Origin of the sequence: Sphingomonas sp. (assembly GCF_045810705.1) — a bacterium.
Taxonomy (GTDB): domain Bacteria; phylum Pseudomonadota; class Alphaproteobacteria; order Sphingomonadales; family Sphingomonadaceae; genus Sphingomicrobium.
Map to the genome: position 1 here is coordinate 22,522 of NZ_JBJMVI010000016.1, position 14,811 is coordinate 37,332.

Below are 14,811 nucleotides of genomic sequence, written 5' to 3' on the forward strand. Positions count from 1 at the left end.
GTGAACTCTTACTGGTTCATCGACGCGAAGAAGTCCTCGTTGGACTTGGAGTCCTTCATCTTGTCGAGCAGGAATTGCATCGCGTCGACAGTGCCCATCTGCATCAGGATCCGGCGCAGCACCCACATCTTGGTCAGCACGTTCTGATCGACCAGCAGCTCTTCCTTGCGGGTGCCGGACTTACCGACGTCGAGCGCCGGGAAGATGCGCTTGTCCGAGACCTTGCGGTCGAGCACGATCTCGCTGTTGCCGGTGCCCTTGAACTCTTCGAAGATGACCTCGTCCATCTTGGAGCCCGTATCGATCAGCGCGGTGGCGATGATCGACAGCGAGCCGCCCTCCTCGATGTTGCGCGCGGCGCCGAAGAAACGCTTCGGCCGCTGCAGCGCGTTGGCGTCGACGCCGCCGGTCAGGACCTTGCCCGACGAGGGCACGACCGTGTTGTAGGCGCGTCCCAAACGAGTGATCGAATCGAGCAGGATGACGACGTCTTTCTTGTGCTCGACCAGACGCTTGGCTTTCTCGATCACCATTTCGGCGACCTGGACGTGACGTGACGCCGGTTCGTCGAAGGTCGAGGATATCACCTCGCCCTTCACGCTGCGCTGCATGTCGGTGACTTCCTCGGGCCGCTCGTCGACCAGCAACACCAGCAGGAACACCTCCGGGTGGTTGTCGGTAATCGCCTTGGCGATGTTCTGTAGCAGGACGGTCTTTCCGGTCCGCGGCGGCGAGACGATCAGCGCGCGCTGGCCCTTGCCTTGCGGCGAAACGATGTCGATCACCCGCGCCGACTTGTCCTTGACCGTCGGGTCGCCGCTGTCGAGGGTCAGCTTCTCGTCCGGATAGAGTGGCGTCAGATTGTCGAAATTGACGCGGTGGCGGACCTGCTCGGGGTCGTCGAAATTGATCTGGGTGACCCGGGTCAGCGCGAAATAGCGCTCGCCTTCCTTGGGCCCGCGAATCTCGCCTTCGATGGTGTCGCCGGTGCGAAGCCCAAAGCGGCGGACGATCGACGGCGCGACATAGATGTCGTCCGGCCCGGCGAGGTAATTGGCCTCGGGCGAGCGGAGAAATCCGAAGCCGTCGTTCAGCACCTCGATGGTGCCCGATCCCATGATCTCGACGCCATTATCGGCCTGGATCTTGAGGATCGAGAACATCAGGTCCTGTTTGCGCATCGTCGACGCGCCTTCGACCCCCATCTCCTCGGACATTGCGACCAGGTCGGCGGGGGATTTCTTTTTCAATTCTTTCAAATGCATGTGGACAGTCTTTTCGTGGGGAGTGGTGTTCGAGCTTGTTGACGATCGGTCGAAAGCTGAAGGCGGCAGGACGCCGCGAACGGAGATGGATCGGTCACCGGCGAATTTGGGAAACGGGCCGGGGCCGCTCGCGATTGAGGTATGTCTGGCGCTTGCCCGTGTCAATCAGCAGCGGGCAGGACTTGCGGCGAAAAGTTCAGAACGGGCGAACGATCACCAGCACGACGATCAGCGCCGCTGCAATTCCCGGGATTTCATTGATCATGCGGACGGCCTTGCCCGACAGCGGCCGCTCGCCCCGCGCGAGCTTCTTGCCGTACGCGCCGAGCCAACCCTGGTAGCCGGTCAACGCGACTACAAGCGCAAGCTTGGCGGAGAACCAGCCCTGGCCCCAAACATCGAGGTGGAAGGCAAGCATCAGGCCGAGAATCCACACCACCAGCATTGCGGGCGTGAGGATGATCGAGCGGACTCGCGCCTCGCGCTCGATCCAGGCGCGGTCCTCGGGCGAGCCGACAATCGTCTCCTGGTGATAGACGTAGAAGCGCGGCAGCAGGAACAGGCCGGCCATCCAGAAAATCACGAACGTGATGTGCGCCGCCTTGACCCACGGGTAGGCGAGCCCGAGCCAGCCGGTCAGATTGGTCACTTCGCCCCCTTCACCAGTGCGATCAGCTGCTCGACATGGGCAATCGGCGTGTCCGGCAGGATGCCGTGCCCGAGATTGAAGATGTGAGGACGGCCGGCGAAGGCGTCAAGGATATGCTTCACGGCGCTCGTCAGCTCCTCCCCTCCGGCGATCAGCGCGAGCGGGTCGAAATTGCCTTGCACGGGGAGGTCTTCCGGCAGCTCTTCCGCGGCCCACGCCGGATCGACGGTCTCGTCGAGACCGATGGCGTTTACGCCGGTCTCTCGCGCATACGCCGAGAGCTTTCCGCCCGCGCCCTTGGGGAAACCGATCACGGGCACTTCGGGATGGCGCGACCTCAGCTCGGCCACCAGCCGCGCCGTCGGCGCGATCACCCATTGCTCGAACTGTGCGGGCGACAGGCTCCCGGCCCAGCTGTCGAACAATTGCAGCGCCTCCGCGCCCGCTTCGACCTGCCCCGAAAGATAATCGAGCGTCACCGACTCGATCCGCGCGATCAACTCGCCGAACTTCGCCGGATCGGCATAAGCGAGACGACGCGCTTCCGACTGATCGCGGCTTCCCTGGCCGGCGACCATGTACGTCGCGACCGTCCACGGACTTCCCGCGAAACCGATCAGGGCCTTGTCCGGCTCGAGCCCCGCCTTGACCTTCCGAACCGTCTCGTAAACCGGCTCCAGCCGCGCGAGATAGGGCGTCAGGTCATCAAGGTCGGCGCCGATCAGCGGAGGCGTCAGCCGCGGCCCCTCGCCGGTGACGAAAGTCAGGTTCTGCCCGATCGCAAAGGGCACGATCAGAATGTCGGAAAAGAGGATCGCCGCGTCCAGCTTGGGGAAGCGCTTCAAAGGCTGGAGCGTGACCTCGGCCGCGGCGTCGGCGTCATAGACGAGATCGAGGAAGCTGCCTTTGTCCTGACGCAGCGCCCGATACTCTGGGAGATAACGTCCGGCCTGGCGCATCATCCACATCGGCGGCGGATCGCGGCGCGTTCCGCGAAGCACGGATAGCAAGGGCTTGTCGACCTGCGTCTCGGCTCGTTCCGCAGGCTTTGGAGCCACTCCTTCTTCTCTTCCTTATATATTTAGAATCTAAGATTGATGATGTAGTTGGCCGCTTGGCAGCGGGGTTTAGGCAGCCTTTCCCAAATTGCCAACAAGCGCGCTCGCGCAGCGCCCGCTGCAGTTGCGCGAGTCGCACCGATTCCACCCCGTGACTCACAGGCTGGGGACGGATTTAGTCCCCGTGGATGGATTGTCGGATCAAGCGAAGGGCGTGGCCTCGAAATCAGCAGTTGAGACCGCCCCCAGGCTCGGGCTAGCTGCCGTTCGGTCCTTTTCCACAAGGTTGTTCCTTTGGCCCTGATCCTCGCCTCGACCAGTGCAATCCGGAGGCAGATGCTGTCCGCCGCGGGGGTTGCGCATGAAACGGTCAAGCCGGACGTCGACGAGGATGCAGTCAAGGCGCAGCTCGATGATGCAGGAGGGATTGCGTCGGCGCTCGCAGCTGCCAAGGCGTGCAGCATCCCAGGCGATGATTGGGTGATCGGGAGCGACAGTGTCGTCAGTGTCGGCGGCCGACTGTTTGACAAGCCCCGCGACCGCGAGGAGGCCACCGAGCACCTGCGCTTTTTCTCGAACAGGACGATGCTGCTGACGAGCGCGGTCGCTCTTGCTCGCGGCAGCAGCGTGGATTGGCAGCATATCGCGACGGCGCGCCTCGAGGTGAGACCGTTGTCGGATGAATTCATTGCCGACTATCTCGATGCCGAATGGCCCGAGGTCGGTTACACTGTCGGCGTCTTCCAGCTGGAGGGACGCGGGGTGCAGTTGTTCTCGACGATCGAGGGGGATCATTTCACCATCCTCGGGATGCCTTTGATCCCCCTGCTCGGCGCGTTGCGTGAACGGGGATTGCTTGCATCATGATCCGCATCGCGCTCACCGGGTCCATCGGCATGGGCAAGTCGACCGTTGCCGCGATGTTCGAGCGCGCGGGCGTCCCGGTGTTTGACGCCGACGCCGTCGTTCGCCAGCTGCAGGGTGCCGGCGGCGGGCTGGTCGAAAAGATCGCCGAGCTGTTTCCCGGCTGCGTGCGCTGCGGCACGCTCGACCGCGAGTGCCTCGCGCAGATCGTTCTTGCCGATCCCGCCAAGCTCGCCGCGCTGGAACAGCTCGTTCATCCCGCCGTCCGAGCCGCGCGGGAGCAATTCATCGCCGACCATGCCGACGCGGCTGCGCTTGTGTTCGAGATCCCGCTTTTGCTCGAGACCGGCGGTCAGGCGGAATTCGACAAGGTCGTTGTCGTCTCCGCTCCGCCCGACGTCCAGCGTGGCCGAGTCCTGCGGCGCACCGGGATGACCGTGGCCAAGCTGGATGCGATCCTAGCCCGTCAAATGCCTGATGCGGAGAAACGCGCCCGCGCCGATTTCGTGGTCGATACCGGCGCCGACCTATCCACAACAGAAAGCCAGGTCGGCGACATTCTCGCTTGTCTCGGAATCCCCGGGGGCCGATAGATTCTGTCGTGCGGGAAATCGTCTTCGATACAGAAACCACGGGCCTCAACCCCGCCGGCGGCGACCGGATGGTCGAGATCGGCTGCGTGGAGATGTTCAACCGGGTCGAGACCGGCCGTCACTTCCACTGCTATTTCAACCCCGAGCGCGACATGCCGTTCGAGGCGGAAATGGTGCATGGCCTGTCGACGACCTTCCTGTCCGACAAGCCGCTGTTTACCGACAAGGCGCTCGATCTGATCGAGTTCATCGAGGATTCGCCGCTGGTCGCACACAACGCCAGTTTCGATTTCGGCTTTCTGAATTTCGAGCTGGAGCGTTGCGGCCGGCCGGGCGTCTCAATGAGCCGTATGGTCGACACCCTGACGATCGCACGTTCGCGGCACCCCGGCGCCAAGCACAGCCTCGACGCCTTGTGCATGCGCTTCGGGATCGACCGCAGCCATCGCGTGAAGCACGGGGCGCTGCTCGACGCGCAATTGCTGGCGCAGGTCTATGTCGAGCTTACCGGCGGGCGCCAGATCGGCCTCGGCTTGGTCGCCGATGCCGGCACCGTCGCGGTCCACAAGTCGGCCGGTCCGGTGACGATCCGCGAGCCCCGACCGGCGCGTCCGCACGCGGCGCTGGCCGAGGAACTTGAGCGGCATCGTGCGTTTATTGCCAAGCTCGTCAACCCGCTGTGGGACCGCTTCGCCCCGCCGCACTAGCCGCTGGTTGACGGCGCAATGGGCGCAGTCCTAAGCGCCCCACAGCGAGAGGAGCCAGCCACGGTGGACGTTCGGGTCGCGGGTCATCAGGTCGACACCGGCGAGTCGCTTCGCGCGCACGCGCAGCGGCGAGTCGGCGAGATCACGGAAAAGTATTTTTCGCGCTCGGTCGGAGCCAATGTGACGTTCGGCCGCGGGCCGAACAACGATTATACCTGCGACATCGTCGCGCCGGTGGTGAACGGCGTGGTGCTGAAGGCATCGTTCAGCGGGCGGGAGCCCGAGATCGCATTCAACGGTGCGGCCGACCGGATCGAAAAGCAGCTCCGCCGCTACACCAACCGGCTGAAGGAACATAAGGTCGACGAAACCGAGACCCAGCCGTTCGTTGAGAATGCCGGCTACACGATTTTCTCCGGAGGGCCGCGTGGCGACTCCGAGACCGAGGACGCGGGCTTTCCAACAATCGTCGCCGAGACCCGGATCGACATCCCGGATTCGAGCGTCTCCGACGCAGTCATGCTGATGGACCTTAGAAACACCGACGCGCTCATGTTCAGGAATAGCGCCACCGGTGAGTTCAACATGATCTATCGCCGCGAAGACGGGAATATCGGCTGGGTCGAGCCGCATACGAACTGATCCCCATTCAATTTGAAGCGGCCGCGGTGCGCCCGGTCGCGCCAGTGACGAGTTCCTTATCCGATGCAGCTTGCCGATTTCCTTGACTGCGACGCGATCAAGACCGCCCTGCCGGGCGGCAACAAGCGCTCGCTGATGAAGCAGCTGGCGGATCTTGCCGGCCAGCGGCTCGGAGCGGACAGCGCCGCTGTGCTTGTCGGCCTTAACGACCGCGAGCAGGTCGGTTCGACCGGGTTTGGTCACGGCGTCGCCATCCCGCACGCCAAGATCGACGGCCTCGTCCAGATCTACGGCTTGTTCGCGCGTCTCGGCGAGCCGGTCGATTACAAGGCGATCGACGGCCGTCCGGTCGACCTCGTGTTCCTTTTGCTCTCCCCGCCCAATGCCGGCGCCGAGCATCTCAAGGCGCTCGCGGCGATCAGCCGGGTCACGCGCGACGCCGCGACCCTCGAAAGGCTGCGTGGTGCGCGCAGCCGCGATGCGCTGGCCGCCGTTCTCATGGGCGCAGACGAACGGGAAGCGACCTGAGCAGCGACCGACTCCCGACCCACGTCGAAGTTGCCGGCATCCTTCGCCGGGTCGAGGCCGCGGGCGGTTTCGGCGCAGTAATGAGGAAAGGCGACCGGGAGCGCGGTTCGCTGCTGATGTTCGTTAGCAGTCGGGGCGTCCACGTCGCCGGTCTCGAGCGCGTGCTGAATCTCGATGGGAGCTATGGCTGGCAGCGCGTCGGCCCGGGCGACTCGGCAAGTTCCACCGAAATCCGTGATTTCCTCGCCCGTAGGGCACGGTTCGACGAGGATTGCTGGGCAATCGAACTGGATATCGCGGACGCCGAACGGTTCATCGCTGAAACGACCTCTGCGGGTTGACCCCTGCGCTGGGCGCGGTGAAAACCCCGAACAACAACAAGAGCGGGGGGTATTTCTCTGGCGCCAAGTGCCGGGAAATGCCACGCGAGACGGGGAATCGCCAGGCGTCGCCGAAGTAACGGCAAAATAAAGGCGCTGTAGTTTCAGGCTGATTCACCGCACTATACGGCTGATATTTTGGCTTCTTTTCGTTCGGCGCTGCTGATGGTTGCTGCGCTCACCACGACGATTATTGCCCCGGTCAAGGCCGGACCTGCTGCTGAACCGCTGGTTTCGGTGGCCAACGCGACCCTTCCGACGGTCGTGGTTCCCGATCTGCTCGACCCCGAGGGGCAGGCAGTCCTGTCCGAGCCACAGGCGCCGGACACCGACATTCAACTCGATGCCAACGATGACCAGGCCACGGCCAAGCCGAGCGGCGATCTTGCGGCGATGGTCGCACAGCTTCGTGGCCCCGAGGCGGGCACCCGCGAGCTCGATTGCCTCGCGACCGGCATCTATTTCGAATCCAAGGGCGAACCGCTCGCCGGCCAGCTTGCCGTGGGCAAGGTGATCGCCAACCGTGCCGGCAGCGGCGGGCGCTTCCCCGGGACATATTGCGGCGTGCTGTTCCAGCGCGGCCAATTCTCGTTCGTGCATGGCCAGGGGCTGCCGAGCGTACCGCACTCGAACCGGCAGTGGCAGACCGCGGTGGCGGTCGCCAAAATCGTCGACCAGCGGCTCAAGGAGTCGGCCGTCGGCAACGCTCTCTTCTTCCACGCGCGCTACGTTTCCCCGGGTTGGGGCATGAAGCGCGTTGCCTCGATCGGCAATCACATCTTCTATCGCTAATTGGTCGAGAGTGGGGCGGGCAGCGGGCGGGCTTTGGATCGCCCGCTATCTTTTTGGCAAACGCAGTGCTCCCAGGATTGGCGCCGTTTGCGTTTTGTTCTAGTTTCGGCTGATGGCCACGCAGCCCGATTCTCCCTGCTTCGTTGACGCACCACCGATCGCGGCCGAAGTGGCGCGCGGAGTCACCCGATTGTTCTGCCGGCAGGATCAGTTCGCGGTGTGTGAGATGCCGCTTCCCAACGGCCGCCGCGCCGACCTTATGGCCATCGACGGCAAGGGCGGTTTCACCATTGTCGAGATCAAGGTCGCGAAGGCCGACCTTGTCGGAGACGGCAAGTGGCCGGATTATCTCGATTATTGCGACCGTTTCTATTGGGCGGTGCCGCCGCATCTCGCGCTCATCCTTGAGGAAGAGCGCTACCTGCCGAGCGCAGCCGGGCTGATCGTGGCCGACCGTTATGATGCGGCCGTGGTGCGCGAGGCCGCCCACCGACCCCTCGCCCCGGCGCGGCGCAAGGCCGAGCTTCTGCGCTTCGCCCGCCGCGCGGCACGACGGCTCGCGGCACAGGTCGACCCTTCGCTCGGAGATTTTACTTAGCGGCCGCGGCCTTCGGCTTCTTGTCTTGGATCAGCTTGAGGATGTCGCGGGCGCGCGGGTCGCGCGTCGCATAGTCGCGCGCGGAATAGCCGGCAGCGGCATCAGACCTGTCCGGATTCGCCCCGGCATCGAGCAGCATCCGGGCCATCGGCAGCTCGCGCTGCTGGACGGCGATGATCAGGGGCGTTTCGCCCATGCGATTGGTGGCGTCGACCTTGGCACCGAGCGCGATCAGCCATTGGGCCGCCTGCTCGAAGCCGACGCGAGACGCGGAGATCAGCGGCGTGTCCCCGCCCTTGCCGCCAAGATTGGGGTCGGCGCCCTTGTTGAGGAGATACCCGGTCCACGTCTCGTCGCTGCGGCTGATGGCAATGATCAGCCCGGTGTTTCCTTCGCCGTCCCTGGTATCGACGATGCCGTGCGGATGCCCTTCAAGGATGCTGGTGGCCTTGTCCCCGTCGCTCTTCTTCACGGCTTCGACGAAGTCGTTGCCGGCCGTACCCGCCGACTGCGCATACAGCGGAGAAGCGACCGTCGCCGTTGCGGCAAGAATAACAAAAGCTAGCTGTTTCACGACCTTATGCCCCGATGCGCTGGGTGACGATGCCCCTTGATCAGGCTCGCTTAGCAGAGCAAGGCTCGACATCAAATGAACGGCGAAGCACCATTTTGGGAACGACCCCTCGCGACGCTCGACAGCGGCGAGTGGGAAGCCTTGTGCGACGGGTGCGGTCGGTGCTGCGTTCACAAGCTCGAGGACGAGAAGACGGGGCTGCTCTACCCGACCAATGTCGCGTGCAAGCTGCTTGATCGCCGCAACGGGCGTTGCCTCGATTATAAGAACCGCAAGAAGCTGGTCGCGGATTGCGTGAAGCTCGATCGCAAGAATCTCGATCGCCTCGACTGGCTTCCCGCCACCTGCGCTTACCGGCTTCGCGCCGCCGGTCAGCCGCTGCGGGAGTGGCATTATCTGATCTCGGGAAGTCGCGAGACGGTGCACGAGGCCGGTTTGTCCACGCGCGGCTGGACCGTCAGCGAGGACGACGCCGGCGAGCTCGAATATCATGTGGTCGACCGCGCGCTCTGAGGCGGCACTCGAAGCCGCGCTGCCGGCGCCGATCGAGATCCGGCGGCTGAGGAGCGCGCGACGCTTGCGCCTTCGGTTCGATGAGGTTGGCGGTACGCTGAAGCTGACCTGCCCTTGGCGTACCAGCCGCCGGGCAGCGCTTGCCTGGGCGCTCGACCAGCGTGACTGGATCGACGCACAAATCGCGAGGACGGAACCGGGCGAGCCGTTCGAGCCCGAAGCGACCATCCCGCTCGAAGGGCGGGACGTGCGGCTGGTGTGGGATGCGCGGGCTCCGCGGACGCCGGTCATGACCGACCATGTGCTGCGCTGCGGCGGGCCTCGGGAGGGCTTCGCCCGCAGGATCGAACGGTTTCTCCAACGTCGTGCGCTCGAGACAATGAGCGACGAGGTCGCGGATTATGCAACGGCCGCCGGCGTTGCCGCGCGGTCGGTGAGCGTCGGCGATGCCGGGACCCGCTGGGGCAGCTGCTCGTCCCACGGGCGAATCCGGCTCAGCTGGCGGCTGATCCTCGCCCCGCCTGCGGTGCGTCGCTACGTGGTCGCGCACGAGGTCGCGCATTTGGCTCATCTCGACCACAGCGCGAAGTTCAAGGCGCTCGAGGCGCGTCTCTACGGCACCGGGCTCGCTGAAGCGAAAGCGCTGCTACGGCGCGCCGGGCCGCGGTTGCGACGGGTCGGGCGGCGGCACTGAGTCCTGGGGCTGCGGCTGTCGCTGCCGCGGGTTGGCCGGCTGCCGCTGCGGCTGCGGCGGGAATGCCTGGTCGAGCTCCTGCTGGCTGGGCTCGCCGGTGCCGTCGGGCCTGACCATCGGCTGCTGCTGGGGGGGCTCCTGCGCGGGCGGAGTTCCGAGCGGCATGCCATTCTCGTCGACCATCGGCTGCATGTCGTTGGCGTCGATCGCCTGGTCGCCGAACATCTGCTCCTCCGGAGTCAGCTGCCAATCGGGCATCGGCACCTGCGTCTCGAACTGCTCGACCGGACGATTGGCGACCGCGACACTCATGAAGTCATGGAACGCCCGGGCGGGCGCGGTGCCGCCCTGCAGTCCACCCACGGGCCGCGCGTCGTCGCGTCCCATCCAGACGCCGGTCGTGAGCCCGCTCGAGAAGCCGATGAACCAGCCATCCTTGTTGGAACTGGTCGTGCCCGTCTTGCCGGCGACCGGGCGTCCTATCTGCGCCGCTCGGCCGGTGCCGGACAGCACCGCCGACTGCAGCAGGTCCGTCATTTCCGCGGCGACCCACGGGGCGACGAGCACGCGCTCTTCGTCGGCCTCGTGCTGGTACAGCATCCGTCCGTCGGCAGTGACGACGCGCCGGATTCCATAGGGCGTGACCGCGACCCCCTTGTTGGAAACCGACGCGAAAGCGCGAGTCATGTCGACAAGGCGCACGTCGCTGCTGCCCAGGACCATCGAGGGATAGGTCGAGATCGGAGTCGTGATTCCGAACCGCCGCGCCATGTCGGCGATGGTCGAAAAGCCGACCTGCGCGCCGATCTTCGCGCTGATCGTGTTGATCGACCGCGAAAAGGCCTCGCGCAGCGTGACCGGACCCAGGTTGGTGCGCGTCGAGTTGCGCGGGCTCCAGCCATCGATCGTCACCGGCTCGTCGATGATCGTGTCGGTCGGCTTCATCCCCGATTCGAGCGCGGAGAGATAGACGAACAGCTTGAACGCCGAGCCGGGCTGGCGCACCGCCTGGGTCGCGCGATTGTAGATCGAAGAGACATAATCCTTGCCGCCGACCATTGCCCGCACCGCCCCGTCGCGATCGATCGCGACGAGCGCGCCTTGGGTTCCATCGGGTGCATTCGCGCGGATCGCCCGGTCCGCAGCCACCTGCATGGCGGGATCGAGCGTAGTCCAGACGTCGATCGGCTCGCTGGTCTGGTCGATCAGCGTATCGAGCTGCGGCAGCGCCCAGTCGGTGAAATAGCGAACGCTGTTCTGGCTGGTCGTCTGCTGGATCCGCACCTTGGCGGGATCGACCGCGGCTGCCGTTTGCGCGGTGATAAAGCCGTTGCGGACCATCGTCTGCAGCACCACGCCCGAGCGCGATCGTGCGGCTTCGACATCGGCTGACGGCGAATAATTGGACGGCGCCTTGACGAGGCCGGCGATGATCGCCGCCTCGCCGAGGCTCAGATGGTCGGCGCCGTGGCCGAAGAACTTCCGCGACGCCGCATCGATTCCATAGGCCCCGCCGCCGAAATAAACGCGGTTGAGGTAAAGCTCGAGGACCTGGTCCTTGCTGAACTTGCGCTCGACCGCCATCGCCAGGATGGCTTCCTTGATCTTGCGCACAAAGCTGCGGTTGTTGGTCAGGAAGATGTTGCGGGCGAGCTGCTGGGTGATGGTTGAGGTCGCCTGCACCCGGTGACCGCTGGCAAAGGCAGAGGCGAGGGCGCGGCCAATGCCGATCGGGTCGATGCCGATATGGCTGCGGAAGCGCCGGTCCTCGGTCGAGATCATCGCCGCGCGCATCTCCGGCGGGATGCGGTCGTAGGTCAGCCACTGGCCGAAGCTCGGGCCCATCGAAACGAGAACCTGGCCGTTGGCCGCGCGGACGCGGATCATTTGGCCGAGGTCGGACCGCTTGGTGAGGTCGGCGTAGCTCGGCAAATAGGCAGTGGCGACGGCGACCGCGACAATCAGCGCCAGAATCGACAGCAGCGCCGCATATGCGAGGCCCTTGAGGATAGTCATGAAGGTGGAGCGTCCTCTTGACGATGGATCGGGGCGCGGTCGGGCCATGGAATGTGGGGGGATAGAAAGCTGCGGGCGGCGCGACAATAGTCGCACGGCCAAGGTTAGCGGCGCCTTAACCCTGAATTAGCCTGTCGCGGCTACACGCTGCGTCATGGGCCGCCTTCGCAGTCTCGCCTTCTCACTCGCCGCCGCGTGCGCAGCGGGCATTCCGTCGCCGGGAATGGCGCAATGCCGTCTCTGTACGCAGCCTTCGACCCAACTTGCCGCCGACAGTGTCGACGGCGATGTCGAGCTGCGGGTGGAAACCAACCTCGACTTCGACCGGCTGATCTTCTCCGGCGTCGGACTCGGCGCGGCGCTTCTCCGCCCCGACGGCTCGAGCGCCGCCGAAGGGATCGTATCCGCGGTCGGCCCGCGGGCGACCGTCGGCACTGTGCTCGTCCATGGCGAGGCCGGGCGCGCGCTCCGGGTCGAGCTGCCGCACCGGATCGAGCTTTATTCGATGAATGGGGCGCGGATGACGCTCGAGCAGGTGACCACCGACCTGCCCGCGGCGCCGCGGCTGGATTCGGCGGGCAATCTTAGCTTCCGTTTCGGCGGGCGCCTGGTCGTCACGGGCGACGGCGACGGCCAGTATCGCGGCGATCTGCCGATCACTGTCGAATATCTCTGACCGTCCCTCCGATCCGGACCGAAACCTAAGTCCGCATTAACCATGTGCTTGAGCGAAGCCGTAAGCGCTTCTGGTTAATGAGGCGGACACGATAAGTGGGGGCTGCGTGGCCATCGCGACGAAGTGGGGACGTACGATGAACAAGTCGATCGCGACTGCCGGTGCGCTTGCTGCGCTGATGCTGACGAGCAGCCCGGCCGCGGCAGTTAGCCCGGTGACACAGGCGACCGCCAATGCCCATGTTTACAAGGCGCTCCAGATCTCTTTCGTGCAGAACCTCGACTTCGGTGCGCTCGCCCTCGCCTCGGGAAGCTGGACGACCCAGCTGATCAGCATGGACCAGGCAGGGACCCTGACCGGATGCGGCGGCAACGTGACCTGTTCGGGGGCGGCCCAGCCGGCAAAATACCACCTCTTCGGCACCAACAATTCGGTTGTTAAAATCACCGCGCCGCCGTTCAACCTGAACGGTCCCACCACGATCGCCTTCACCCCCAACGCACCGCTGACGGTGAATCTCGGCCCGGGGGGGCTCGCCACCGGCGTCGATTTTTCCATTGGCGGATCGATCACTCTCACCTCCACGACGCCCGAAGGGCTCTACACCGGCAACTTCGCAGTCACCGCCGACTATCAATAACCTCCGGCTAGCGGCGCTGCCGCGAGTGGGGGAAGGGGCTGCCGGAAGGCGGCCCCTTTCCTTTTGCGGACCAGGCGATCGTTGAGAGCCGCGACATGGTTGACCGAAATTCAACCATTTCGGTTGTACGCCCTCAATCGGCTCAACAGGTGGGGATGGGCAGGACTTGTCTCATAGCGTCGCAAAGCTCGCGCCGATGATCGCAGCGCTGGTCGGCCTCGCGGCGACCGGAGGGCCTGCGGCCGCGGCGACGGTGACGGCGCAGGTGACGGCGAGCAACGTCAAGCCGTTGATCCTGACGAAGCTGCAGGATCTCGACCTTGGCACGGTGTCCCTCGGCCCCGGCGTGTGGAGCAACGCAGTGATTGCACTGTCGCAGGCAGGGGCGTTGAGCTGCGCCAGCGCCAATCTCGTGTGCAGCGGCGCGCCCCTCGTCGCGCGCTACAATGTCCAGGGATCGAACCAGCAGCCGGTTCGGATCAGCGCGCCCAATGTGACCATGGTCAACCAAAGCGATTCGACCCAGACGCTGACGCTGGTCACCGACGCGCCCGCCAGCGTCCAGCTGACCAACTCGGGGTTTCCCGGGGTGAACTTCTCGATCGGCGGTTCGGTGACACTGAACTGGTCGACGCAGGCCGGCACCTATGTCGGCACGTTCAACGTAACCGTGGATTACTGACTTCGACCTCGGCTATCCGGGCGGTTTGCCGGTCATGGTTGACCGAAAATAAACCATTCCGGTCCAATACGATCGGCGATCGCTCCATCCAGGAGCAAAGTGGGGATCGCCGTGATGACATTCTGGACCAGGTCCATCCTTGCCGCCGCGCTCACCGCCGCGGCGCTCTTGCCGAGCCCGGCCGGCGCCGGCGTCGGCGACCTTCTGGTCGCGCCGACCCGCCTTGTCCTCGACGGGCGCAGGGGTGCCGAGATCATCCTCAACAATATCGGCGAAGAGCCGGCGACCTATCGCGTGTCTGTCGAGTTCCGCCGCATGACCGAGAAGGGTGATCTGGTCGATGTCCCGACTCCGACCGATGCCGACAAGGCCGCGGAGGACATGATCATCTATGCGCCGCGCAAGGTCACCCTCGCGCCGCACGAACCGCAGGCGATCCGCATCGCCGCCCGCGCACCGCAGGGCCTGCCCGATGGCGAATATCGCGTGCACATGCTGTTCCGCGCGATTCCGCCCGCGACACCGGTCGTGCAGCCGACCGGCGAACAAGCCAAGGGCGTGCAATTCCAGCTTACCCCGATTTACGGCGTCACCATCCCGGTGATCGTGCGCCTCGGCAACCTCGAGGCGAGTGCGGGAATCGCCAATGTCCAGCTCGAGAAAAAGGACGGCGGCGATGCGGTCGGGCTCGATCTCACCCGCACCGGCTCGCGCTCGACCTATGGCGAGGTCCGGGTGCTGAAAGCGGGCGTCAAGGACCCGATCGCGCTCCAGAAGGGCATCGCGATCTACACCGAAGTCGCCCGCCGCCATGTCACCATTCCGCTCGGCCCGGCCTACAAGGCCGGCGTCACGGGCCCGGTGACGGTCGAATATATCGAGACGTTCGACGACGGCACCCACCTGCTTGCGCAGACGCAGGCGGTGCTGCGCTAGAGCG

19 protein-coding genes are annotated in these 14,811 nt (G+C 65.0%); 14 read left to right on the top strand and 5 right to left on the bottom strand.

Annotation, left to right across the window (positions count from 1 at the left end; all coding sequences use genetic code 11):
* Window positions 1-8: 8 nt before the first annotated feature.
* The 3 genes from rho to hemE all read right to left on the bottom strand — a co-directional run bounded on the left by rho (window position 9) and on the right by hemE (window position 2,972).
* Window positions 9-1,265 carry a transcription termination factor Rho gene (gene rho, locus ACJ8FR_RS07445; RefSeq protein WP_407827997.1) on the bottom strand — a complete coding sequence of 419 codons (1,257 nt, stop codon included), beginning with the start codon at window positions 1,263-1,265 and terminating at the stop codon, window positions 9-11.
* Window positions 1,266-1,461: 196 nt separating this feature from the next.
* Window positions 1,462-1,914, bottom strand: a complete 453-nt coding sequence (locus tag ACJ8FR_RS07450) for a CopD family protein (protein WP_407827998.1) — start codon at window positions 1,912-1,914, stop codon at window positions 1,462-1,464.
* A complete protein-coding gene (hemE, locus tag ACJ8FR_RS07455; protein WP_407827999.1) occupies window positions 1,911-2,972 on the bottom strand; it encodes a uroporphyrinogen decarboxylase in 1,062 nt (353 codons plus the stop codon). The genes ACJ8FR_RS07450 and hemE overlap by 4 nt, the downstream gene beginning before the upstream one ends.
* Before the next feature lie 294 nt (window positions 2,973-3,266).
* Between hemE and ACJ8FR_RS07460 the strand changes: the two genes are divergently transcribed.
* The 8 genes from ACJ8FR_RS07460 (at window position 3,267) to ACJ8FR_RS07495 (ending at window position 8,076) form a co-directional block, all read left to right on the top strand.
* Entirely contained in the window at window positions 3,267-3,839 is a 573-nt protein-coding gene (locus tag ACJ8FR_RS07460) for a Maf family protein (protein WP_407828000.1), read from the top strand.
* Window positions 3,836-4,429, top strand: a complete 594-nt coding sequence (gene coaE, locus ACJ8FR_RS07465; RefSeq protein ID WP_407828001.1) for a dephospho-CoA kinase — start codon at window positions 3,836-3,838, stop codon at window positions 4,427-4,429. The genes ACJ8FR_RS07460 and coaE overlap by 4 nt, the downstream gene beginning before the upstream one ends.
* An 8-nt stretch (window positions 4,430-4,437) precedes the next feature.
* Complete coding sequence (gene dnaQ, locus ACJ8FR_RS07470; RefSeq protein ID WP_407828002.1) at window positions 4,438-5,136, top strand: DNA polymerase III subunit epsilon; 699 nt, start codon at window positions 4,438-4,440, stop codon at window positions 5,134-5,136.
* A gap of 63 nt (window positions 5,137-5,199) precedes the next feature.
* Window positions 5,200-5,778, top strand: coding sequence for a ribosome hibernation-promoting factor, HPF/YfiA family (hpf, locus tag ACJ8FR_RS07475; RefSeq protein WP_407828003.1), 579 nt, complete (start codon window positions 5,200-5,202; stop codon window positions 5,776-5,778).
* A gap of 63 nt (window positions 5,779-5,841) precedes the next feature.
* Complete coding sequence (locus tag ACJ8FR_RS07480; protein WP_407828004.1) at window positions 5,842-6,306, top strand: PTS sugar transporter subunit IIA; 465 nt, start codon at window positions 5,842-5,844, stop codon at window positions 6,304-6,306.
* Complete coding sequence (locus tag ACJ8FR_RS07485) at window positions 6,303-6,647, top strand: DUF1491 family protein (RefSeq protein WP_407828102.1); 345 nt, start codon at window positions 6,303-6,305, stop codon at window positions 6,645-6,647. Before ACJ8FR_RS07480 ends, ACJ8FR_RS07485 begins: the two co-directional genes overlap by 4 nt.
* A gap of 177 nt (window positions 6,648-6,824) precedes the next feature.
* Window positions 6,825-7,478: a cell wall hydrolase gene (locus ACJ8FR_RS07490; RefSeq protein WP_407828005.1), complete on the top strand. Its 654-nt coding sequence runs from the start codon at window positions 6,825-6,827 to the stop codon at window positions 7,476-7,478.
* Window positions 7,479-7,590: 112 nt separating this feature from the next.
* A complete protein-coding gene (locus tag ACJ8FR_RS07495; RefSeq protein ID WP_407828006.1) occupies window positions 7,591-8,076 on the top strand; it encodes an MmcB family DNA repair protein in 486 nt (161 codons plus the stop codon).
* On the opposite strand, the gene ACJ8FR_RS07500 is transcribed toward ACJ8FR_RS07495, so the two are convergent.
* The gene (locus ACJ8FR_RS07500) at window positions 8,069-8,650 is read right to left on the bottom strand and encodes an ankyrin repeat domain-containing protein (protein ID WP_407828007.1); all 582 of its coding nucleotides are present in this window, start codon (window positions 8,648-8,650) and stop codon (window positions 8,069-8,071) included. The genes ACJ8FR_RS07495 and ACJ8FR_RS07500 overlap by 8 nt on opposite strands.
* A 75-nt stretch (window positions 8,651-8,725) precedes the next feature.
* Between ACJ8FR_RS07500 and ACJ8FR_RS07505 the strand changes: the two genes are divergently transcribed.
* Window positions 8,726-9,163: a YcgN family cysteine cluster protein gene (locus ACJ8FR_RS07505; protein WP_407828008.1), complete on the top strand. Its 438-nt coding sequence runs from the start codon at window positions 8,726-8,728 to the stop codon at window positions 9,161-9,163.
* A complete protein-coding gene (locus tag ACJ8FR_RS07510; protein WP_407828009.1) occupies window positions 9,141-9,857 on the top strand; it encodes a M48 family metallopeptidase in 717 nt (238 codons plus the stop codon). Before ACJ8FR_RS07505 ends, ACJ8FR_RS07510 begins: the two co-directional genes overlap by 23 nt.
* Here ACJ8FR_RS07510 and ACJ8FR_RS07515 read toward each other — a convergent pair.
* Window positions 9,810-11,873: a transglycosylase domain-containing protein gene (locus ACJ8FR_RS07515; RefSeq protein WP_407828010.1), complete on the bottom strand. Its 2,064-nt coding sequence runs from the start codon at window positions 11,871-11,873 to the stop codon at window positions 9,810-9,812. The two genes, ACJ8FR_RS07510 and ACJ8FR_RS07515, sit on opposite strands and share 48 nt — an antisense overlap.
* A 154-nt stretch (window positions 11,874-12,027) precedes the next feature.
* On the opposite strand from ACJ8FR_RS07515, the gene ACJ8FR_RS07520 reads away from it, so the two are divergent.
* The 4 genes from ACJ8FR_RS07520 (at window position 12,028) to ACJ8FR_RS07535 (ending at window position 14,807) form a co-directional block, all read left to right on the top strand.
* A complete protein-coding gene (locus ACJ8FR_RS07520; RefSeq protein WP_407828011.1) occupies window positions 12,028-12,549 on the top strand; it encodes a DUF4402 domain-containing protein in 522 nt (173 codons plus the stop codon).
* A gap of 136 nt (window positions 12,550-12,685) precedes the next feature.
* Window positions 12,686-13,189, top strand: a complete 504-nt coding sequence (locus tag ACJ8FR_RS07525; RefSeq protein WP_407828012.1) for a DUF4402 domain-containing protein — start codon at window positions 12,686-12,688, stop codon at window positions 13,187-13,189.
* A 166-nt stretch (window positions 13,190-13,355) separates the two neighbouring features.
* The gene (locus ACJ8FR_RS07530) at window positions 13,356-13,871 is read left to right on the top strand and encodes a DUF4402 domain-containing protein (protein ID WP_407828013.1); all 516 of its coding nucleotides are present in this window, start codon (window positions 13,356-13,358) and stop codon (window positions 13,869-13,871) included.
* 114 nt (window positions 13,872-13,985) lie between these two features.
* Window positions 13,986-14,807, top strand: coding sequence for a molecular chaperone (locus ACJ8FR_RS07535; RefSeq protein WP_407828014.1), 822 nt, complete (start codon window positions 13,986-13,988; stop codon window positions 14,805-14,807).
* The last annotated feature ends 4 nt before the right edge of the window (window positions 14,808-14,811 follow it).

Bases quoted from the DNA above. Each gene is read 5' to 3' on its own strand.
- rho (WP_407827997.1), bottom strand. From the start codon at position 1,265: ATGCATTTGAAAGAATTGAAAAAGAAATCCCCCGCCGACCTGGTCGCA.
- coaE (WP_407828001.1), top strand. From the start codon at position 3,836: ATGATCCGCATCGCGCTCACCGGGTCCATCGGCATGGGCAAGTCGACC.
- ACJ8FR_RS07480 (WP_407828004.1), top strand. From the start codon at position 5,842: ATGCAGCTTGCCGATTTCCTTGACTGCGACGCGATCAAGACCGCCCTG.
- ACJ8FR_RS07495 (WP_407828006.1), top strand. From the start codon at position 7,591: ATGGCCACGCAGCCCGATTCTCCCTGCTTCGTTGACGCACCACCGATC.
- ACJ8FR_RS07505 (WP_407828008.1), top strand. From the start codon at position 8,726: ATGAACGGCGAAGCACCATTTTGGGAACGACCCCTCGCGACGCTCGAC.
- ACJ8FR_RS07510 (WP_407828009.1), top strand. From the start codon at position 9,141: ATGTGGTCGACCGCGCGCTCTGAGGCGGCACTCGAAGCCGCGCTGCCG.
- ACJ8FR_RS07515 (WP_407828010.1), bottom strand. From the start codon at position 11,873: ATGACTATCCTCAAGGGCCTCGCATATGCGGCGCTGCTGTCGATTCTG.
- ACJ8FR_RS07520 (WP_407828011.1), top strand. From the start codon at position 12,028: ATGGGCCGCCTTCGCAGTCTCGCCTTCTCACTCGCCGCCGCGTGCGCA.
- ACJ8FR_RS07525 (WP_407828012.1), top strand. From the start codon at position 12,686: ATGAACAAGTCGATCGCGACTGCCGGTGCGCTTGCTGCGCTGATGCTG.
- ACJ8FR_RS07535 (WP_407828014.1), top strand. From the start codon at position 13,986: ATGACATTCTGGACCAGGTCCATCCTTGCCGCCGCGCTCACCGCCGCG.